Source organism: Arthrobacter glycogeni (assembly GCF_054511155.1).
Window position 1 is genome coordinate 113104 of sequence record NZ_JBTNDE010000013.1, and the last position, 6000, is coordinate 119103.

Consider the following 6000-nt stretch of genomic DNA (forward strand, 5'->3'; position numbering starts at 1 on the left):
CAGAATAGTGCCGGACCCGCAGCCGAGCGGTGGGGCAACAGCGACCCTGCGGGGGAGCCACTATTCCAGGCACGTCTGTAATATAGAACGAACGGTCGGTAATTGAGCTGGCCGGATGACTAACACAATCGCTGATGATTCTGGAGGCAGGCATGGCCGAGGCATTTCTGGTCGGTGGGGTTCGTACCCCGGTGGGTCGCTACGGTGGAGCGCTCTCCGGGGTCAGGCCCGATGACCTCGCAGCACTGGCGATCCGCGACGCGGTGACCCGGGCAGGAATTGACCCCAGCGAAATCGACGAGGTAATCCTCGGTAACGCCAACGGTGCCGGCGAGGAAAACCGCAACGTCGCCCGCATGGCCTCGCTCCTGGCCGGACTACCGGATACGGTTCCTGGCATCACAGTCAACCGGCTCTGCGCGTCGGGCCTGTCAGCGATCATCATGGCGTCCCACATGATCAAGTCCGGCGCCGCCGACATCGTCGTCGCCGGCGGCGTGGAATCGATGAGCCGTGCGCCCTGGGTAATGGAGAAGCCCGCCAAAGCCTTCGCCAAGCCCGGGGAGGTCTTCGACACGTCCATCGGCTGGCGGTTCACCAACCCGATCTTCGCGGCGCAGGACAAGACCACGTACTCCATGCCGGAAACCGCCGAGGAGCTCGCGTCGGTGGACGGCATTACCCGCGACGACGCAGACGCCTTCGCCCTGCGCTCCCACCAGCGGGCACTCGCCGCCATCGAAGCAGGCCACTTCCGTGACGAGATCCTTCCGGTGCACACCCGCCACGGCAAACGCGAGGTCACCGTCGACACTGACGAGGGCCCCCGCGCCGATACCACCCTGGATGTCCTCGCCGGACTCCGCCCGGTCGTCAGGAAGGATGGTGTGGTCACCGCCGGGAACTCCAGCTCGCTGAACGACGGCGCCTCCGCCGTTGTCGTCGCGTCCGAAGCCGCAGTGAACCGGCTCGGCCTCGCCGCCCGCGCCCGCATCCTCGACGGCGCGTCGGCGGGCGTCCCCCCGGCCATCATGGGTATCGGTCCGGTCCCGGCCACGCAGAAGGTGCTCCAGCGCACCGGGCTGAACATCGGCGACCTCAGCGCCGTCGAACTTAACGAGGCGTTCGCCACCCAGTCGATCGCCTGCATCCGCCGGCTCGGTCTGGACGAGGAGCTGGTGAACCGCGACGGCGGCGCCATCGCCCTCGGCCACCCCCTCGGATCCTCGGGGTCCCGGCTCGTGATCACGCTGCTTGGCCGTCTGGAACGTGAGGTACGTGGCGAGGGCCGAGCGATTGGCCTGGCCACTATGTGCGTCGGCGTGGGGCAGGGCACCGCCATGCTGCTGGAGCGCGTCTGATGGATGACTTCACCACGCTGCGGGTCGCTGACGACGCCGACCGCCTCACCGTTCAGCTGCACCGCCCCGAGGTCCGCAACGCCATCGACCAGACCATGGTCGACGAACTTCATACTGTGTGTGAGGCTCTGGAGAGGCGGCCCCGTGTCCTCATCCTCACAGGAAGTAACGGCGTGTTTGCCTCGGGCGCCGACATCGCCCAACTGCGGGAACGACGCCGCGACGACGCACTCGCCGGGATCAATTCCACTTTATTTGCCCGCATCGCCCGGCTTCCCCTGCCGGTCATCGCCGCAGTGGACGGATATGCGCTCGGCGGCGGGGCGGAGCTCGCCTATGCCGCTGACTTCAGAATAGGGACGCCCAGCCTGAAGATCGGCAACCCCGAGACCGGCCTCGGCATCCTGGCCGCCGCCGGCGCCACCTGGCGGCTCCGGGAGCTGGTCGGCGAACCGTTGGCAAAAGAAATCCTGCTGGCCGGACGGATCCTCGGCGCCGACGAGGCGCTCGCCGTCAGGCTCATCACCGAAATCCACGAACCGGATGCACTCCTCGCGGGCGCCAATGCGCTCGCCGACCGGATTGCCCGGCAGGATCCGCTGGCTGTCCGCATCACCAAATCCGTGTTCCATGCTCCACCCGGGGCACACCCGGTCATTGACCAGTTGGCTCAGGGCATCCTGTTCGAATCTGACGCCAAGTTCGACCGGATGCAGGCATTCCTCGACAGGAAAAACACATGAGCCCATCGACCGCAATCCCTGGCCCAGCCCTAATGCCCGGCACGGCTCGAATCCCCGGTCTTGTCGGTGTCCTCGGCGGCGGCCGGATGGGTGCAGGTATTGCCCACGCGTTCTGCATTGCAGGCGCCGCAGTCGTCGTCGTCGAGCGCGACGATAGCGCCGCCGTAGCAGCCAGGCAGCGCATCCTCGACGCACTGGGTAAGAGCGTTCAGCGCGGGACCACATCGGAAGACCTTGAGGCGCTGTCGGCTCGGGTTTCCGTGTCGGTCGACTACGCGGCGTTCGAAGCCTGTGGGCTGGTGGTTGAGGCGGTGCCGGAAGATTTTGACCTGAAGTCGGCCGCACTGACGGCTGTCGAAGCACGGTTGGCGGCCACCGCGTGGCTGGCCACCAACACCTCGTCACTGTCGGTCGGCGGGTTGGCCGAAAAACTTCAACGCCCGGACCGATTTTGCGGGCTGCACTTTTTCAACCCGGTGCCCGCCTCCACACTGATCGAGGTGGTCCTGGCGCCGCAAACCTCCGACGAGCTCGCCGGAGCAGCCCGCGGTTGGGTGGAGCAGTTGGGAAAAACCCCCGTGGTCGTCAAAGACGCGCCGGGTTTCGCGAGTTCCCGGCTGGGCGTGGCGATCGCTCTTGAAGCGATGCGGATGGTTGAGGAGGGTGTCGCGTCGGCCGACGACATCGATACAGCCATGGTGCTGGGCTACAAACACCCGGTGGGGCCGCTGCGGACCACCGACCTGGTGGGGCTGGATGTCCGGCTCGGTATCGCCGAATATCTGGAATCGACTCTGGGGCATCGGTTCGCTCCGCCCCAGCTGCTGCGGGACAAGGTGGCCCGCGGTGAGCTGGGTCGGAAGTCAGGCAAAGGGTTCTTCGACTGGACCGAGTAAGCCTGGGTTAGTCGATCAGATATCGGGAGGTAGAGACGCCATCGCAATGAGGTTGCGCACATGCCACAGCCAGCACCTTGCCAGCGATCGACGGTAGGGCCATAGTGACAATTAAAGGATGGCAGCGGAAAACACCCCGCTGCTGCGACGCGGTGTTTTCCGGGAGGCACCCCTTGACCCACTCCAGCGGGCAGGACGCCAACGAACAAGAGAGTGACCGGCAGGCCGGCGGCCCCACTGCCGAGGCGGTGGCCCGGCGGGTGGTCGATGCCGCACTCGGGATGGTCGATGTGCTGGCCATCCACCTGGGTGACCGGCTGGGGTGGTACCGCCAGCTGAAGTCCCACGGGCCGGCAACAGCTGCCGAACTAGCCGAGCGGACCGGTACCTCCGAGCGATACACGCGGGAGTGGCTGGAGCAGCAGGCAGTGACCGGGCTCCTCGCCGTCGCCCCTGGGCCGGGTGCGGACGCCGACAACTCAGCGCGGGAACGCCGGTACAGTATCCCGCCGGGGACGGCCGAAGCGCTGACCGATGAGCGCAGCCTCAACTACCTGGCCCCGCTGGCGCGCATGTTGGCTGGCTCCGCGGTGCAGTTGCCGGCCCTCCTCGCCGCCTACCGGACGGGCGGCGGTGTGGGCTGGTCTGACTTCGGGGCTGATGCCAGGGAATCGCAGGCCGACATGAACCGGCCGTGGTTCGACGCGGAGCTGCCGGGAGCGTTGGCAGGGATCGAGCACCTGGATCAACGGCTGCGACAACCCGGCGCCCGGATCGCCGACATCGGTTTTGGCGGTGGGTGGTCGAGCATAGCACTGGCTCGCGCCTACCCCGACGCCACGGTGGAGGGCTTCGACATCGACCCCGCATCGGTGAAGCTGGCAACAGCCAACGCAGCACATGCCGGAGTGGCGGCCCGGGTCACGTTTCATGAAGCGGACGCCAAGCAAATGCCGACGGCCACCTACGACGCCGTATTTGCGTTCGAATGCATCCACGACCTGCCCCACCCGGTCGAGGTCCTCGCCGCGGCACGCCACTCGCTCGTGCCCACGGGGACCGTCGTCGTCATGGACGAAGCGGTCGCTGACGTTTTCACTGCGCCCGGGGATGAGCTGGAACGCCTGATGTATGGGTTCAGCCTGCTTATTTGCCTACCCGACGGCATGTCACATCCGTTGAGTACGGCGACCGGGACAGTGATGCGACCCGACGTCCTCCATGCCTACGCCGTCGCAGCAGGCTTCGCTGACCTGCGTGTACTCCCGATCAAGGACTTCGGATTTTGGCGCTTCTATGAACTGCTGCGGTAGGCGGTGTCTGCCCTCACCGGGACGACAGGTTCACTGTACTGCGGAAGGACTTGAGGTAACCGGCCTGGTATCCCTTGGCGGTGGGGTGCAGGTCGTCGAGGGCGCCGGCAAACGTGATCCACGGATCGTTGGTGCCGATGCCATGGCCCTTGAACCTCTTCACCACGTCGACGTACTGCAATCCGTTGGCTTCGGCGTTCTGCCGAATGACCGTGTTGAGCGCATCGGTCCCCTCATTGAACAGCTGTTGCGCCTTGGTGCTGAGCAGCACTTCCGACCCGGATTTCGGTGAGAAGAGGTGGGGGTACCCCGTGACCACAATCTTCGCCGTAGGAGCAGCCGCGCGTAGGTTCCCGTAGAGTTCATCCAGCGCGACGGCGAGACTGGTCTGGGCCTGCACAGTGCGGCCATCGACCACTTGCTCGCAGACGGCCAGCGGCAGCGCAGCGCACGCGCCCACCACGGCGCCGAAGTCCAGGTCGTTGCCGCCCGCGGAGAGGGTCACCAGGTCGGTGTCGGCCCCGATCAGGCCCGCACCGACGAGTTGTCCCAACTGCTGGGGAAGGTCGGGGACAGCGTCGGCGGGGTTCGCGGCGGCTTTGGCCCCGCTGCAGGAGGCGTTGACGGTCAGGTTGATTCCCCGACGGTCATCCAGCAGACCCGGCAGGCCCAGCGGCGATTGGCCGCAGGCGTTGATGTAGGAGCCAGCACCAAACCCCGCAGCATAGGAATCCCCCAACGCCACATAGTCGACCTGATGCCTGTCAGGGTTCGTTGCGGCGGCGGGGCCCGCGACAGTGCTGGCCATCAGGCCAACCGAGAGCACGGCTGCGGCAGCGAGGCGTCCGACGCGGGAGCGGAGGGAAGTTTTCATGGGACCAAGTTACTCCTGCAGCACAAGGTTGCATACGGCCAGCCAAAAGATCCTACTCATACTCCTCCCTCCTGTTCCCCTGCAGGCCGGCCGCGGCTACTGATCGTTGTGGTGGCTTTGGGGCACCTACCTCTCCGCCCAGGACCGGCGCATCACAGCCCGTCGCGGCCCGATGAAAGTCCTCGTCGCGGCAGAGCACTCCATCCTCAACACCGTTTGGCACATGCTCGCTAACGGTGAATGCTCCGAAGACCCCGGCGCCGATCACTTCACCCGACTCGACCCCGCCCGAGCCAGGAACAGTGCCATCAATAAACTCAAAAGCCTCGGCAGCGACGTCACCATCACCCCAGCCACCGCAGCCTAAGTCACCTTCTACTGTCGTATTAGCTCGGGTGGGCTGAGGGTCGTTTGTCTCGCTGGAGCTCACGTCTCGGCGGCGTTCTGAGTCGCCAGATCTCACGCCTCGACGGACGTCAGTAGGAGAGTCATGCCGGGTCAGAACGGTGGTGGGGTTTCTGGTCGCGGTGGTGGTGGTGTGGGTGGTGGGTTGGGTTTGGTGGTGTAGGTTTCCCCGGCGGGGGAGATCGCGATGATCGTCCCGGGTTCGGGTTGGGTGTACTGCCAGAAACCCTCCGTTTTGAACATATGGTGACGTTTACAGAGCGCTGCCAGATTTGAGTAACTGGTCGTCCCGCCCCTGGACCAGGGGATCGTGTGGTCGAGTTCGCAGAACACCGCCAACCGGTTACACCCCGGATGACGGCACGTCCCATCCCGCACCCTGACCGCGTCCTGCAAATCTTTCGGCAC

At 65.7% G+C, this 6000-nt stretch carries 7 protein-coding genes; 5 read left to right on the forward strand and 2 right to left on the reverse strand.

Annotation, left to right across the window (positions count from 1 at the left end):
* Window positions 1–152 precede the first annotated feature (152 nt).
* From ACX80O_RS10685 to ACX80O_RS10700, 4 genes are all read left to right on the forward strand, one after another.
* Window positions 153–1361 (forward strand): thiolase family protein, encoded by a 1209-nt coding sequence (locus tag ACX80O_RS10685; protein WP_459333438.1) that lies wholly within the window; start codon window positions 153–155, stop codon window positions 1359–1361.
* On the forward strand, window positions 1361–2104 hold the full coding sequence (locus ACX80O_RS10690) for an enoyl-CoA hydratase/isomerase family protein (RefSeq protein ID WP_459308203.1): 744 nt from the start codon (window positions 1361–1363) through the stop codon (window positions 2102–2104). Before ACX80O_RS10685 ends, ACX80O_RS10690 begins: the two co-directional genes overlap by 1 nt.
* Window positions 2101–3000, forward strand: a complete 900-nt coding sequence (locus ACX80O_RS10695) for a 3-hydroxyacyl-CoA dehydrogenase family protein (RefSeq protein WP_459333433.1) — start codon at window positions 2101–2103, stop codon at window positions 2998–3000. The genes ACX80O_RS10690 and ACX80O_RS10695 overlap by 4 nt, the downstream gene beginning before the upstream one ends.
* Window positions 3001–3173: 173 nt before the next feature.
* On the forward strand, window positions 3174–4313 hold the full coding sequence (locus ACX80O_RS10700) for a class I SAM-dependent methyltransferase (protein ID WP_459333434.1): 1140 nt from the start codon (window positions 3174–3176) through the stop codon (window positions 4311–4313).
* Window positions 4314–4326: 13 nt separating this feature from the next.
* Here ACX80O_RS10700 and ACX80O_RS10705 read toward each other — a convergent pair whose 3' ends face one another.
* Window positions 4327–5187, reverse strand: coding sequence for an SGNH/GDSL hydrolase family protein (locus ACX80O_RS10705; protein ID WP_459333435.1), 861 nt, complete (start codon window positions 5185–5187; stop codon window positions 4327–4329).
* Window positions 5188–5359: 172 nt separating this feature from the next.
* On the opposite strand from ACX80O_RS10705, the gene ACX80O_RS10710 reads away from it, so the two are divergent.
* Window positions 5360–5554 carry a hypothetical protein gene (locus tag ACX80O_RS10710; RefSeq protein ID WP_459308195.1) on the forward strand — a complete coding sequence of 65 codons (195 nt, stop codon included), beginning with the start codon at window positions 5360–5362 and terminating at the stop codon, window positions 5552–5554.
* A gap of 131 nt (window positions 5555–5685) precedes the next feature.
* Here the strand turns inward: ACX80O_RS10710 and ACX80O_RS10715 are convergent.
* A partial coding sequence (locus tag ACX80O_RS10715) for an HNH endonuclease signature motif containing protein (protein ID WP_459333436.1) occupies window positions 5686–6000 on the reverse strand: 315 nt, incomplete at its 5' end.

Bases quoted from the DNA above. Each gene is read 5' to 3' on its own strand.
- ACX80O_RS10705 (WP_459333435.1), bottom strand. From the start codon at position 5,187: ATGAAAACTTCCCTCCGCTCCCGCGTCGGACGCCTCGCTGCCGCAGCC.
- ACX80O_RS10690 (WP_459308203.1), top strand. From the start codon at position 1,361: ATGGATGACTTCACCACGCTGCGGGTCGCTGACGACGCCGACCGCCTC.
- ACX80O_RS10695 (WP_459333433.1), top strand. From the start codon at position 2,101: ATGAGCCCATCGACCGCAATCCCTGGCCCAGCCCTAATGCCCGGCACG.
- ACX80O_RS10685 (WP_459333438.1), top strand. From the start codon at position 153: ATGGCCGAGGCATTTCTGGTCGGTGGGGTTCGTACCCCGGTGGGTCGC.
- ACX80O_RS10710 (WP_459308195.1), top strand. From the start codon at position 5,360: ATGAAAGTCCTCGTCGCGGCAGAGCACTCCATCCTCAACACCGTTTGG.